Source organism: Paraburkholderia sp. BR14320 (assembly GCF_040948665.1).
In the GTDB taxonomy this organism is placed as follows: Bacteria; Pseudomonadota; Gammaproteobacteria; order Burkholderiales; family Burkholderiaceae; genus Paraburkholderia; species Paraburkholderia youngii.
In genome coordinates, this window is sequence record NZ_JBFPKG010000259.1 from 1 (window position 1) to 464 (window position 464).

The following is a 464-nucleotide window of genomic DNA, read 5'->3' on the forward strand; positions in this document are numbered from 1 at the left end:
GCTCGCCGTGCTTGCCGGTGCTCACGTGCCGCAGCGCCGCGGGCAGCGTCAGCGTGGCGGCGTCGAGCGTGGCGCGCACGTCGTCGAGCCATGCGGCTTCCAGCGCCGAGGTGCGCGGGCCGATGCCGGCCGCGGCGATCGCGTCTTCCACCGCGTCCGCGCTGAAGAACTCATACGTGTACGGCATCAGGTAGTCGAGCGCGGCCTGCGCGCGACGGTGCGATTCGTCGGTGCCGTCGCCGAAGCGGATCAGCCACTCGCCCGCGTGATGCACGTGGTACTGCGTTTCCTTGATCGACTTCGCGGCGATCGCGGCGAGCTGTTCGTCGGCGGAGTGCGTCAGCGCGCCCCACAGATGCCTCATCAGCGTCGAATACAGGAAGTTGCGCACGATCGTGACCGCGTAGTCCTTCTGCGCCTGCGCGGTGCCGGCGAGCGGGCCGTAGTGCGGCAGCTCGGCGAGC

Annotated in this window: 1 protein-coding gene; it reads right to left on the bottom strand. The window is 70.3% G+C overall.

The window, feature by feature from the left end; all coding sequences use genetic code 11:
- On the bottom strand, positions 1-464 hold a 464-nt coding region (gene paaC, locus AB3X89_RS40210), incomplete at both ends, for a 1,2-phenylacetyl-CoA epoxidase subunit PaaC (RefSeq protein ID WP_368588054.1).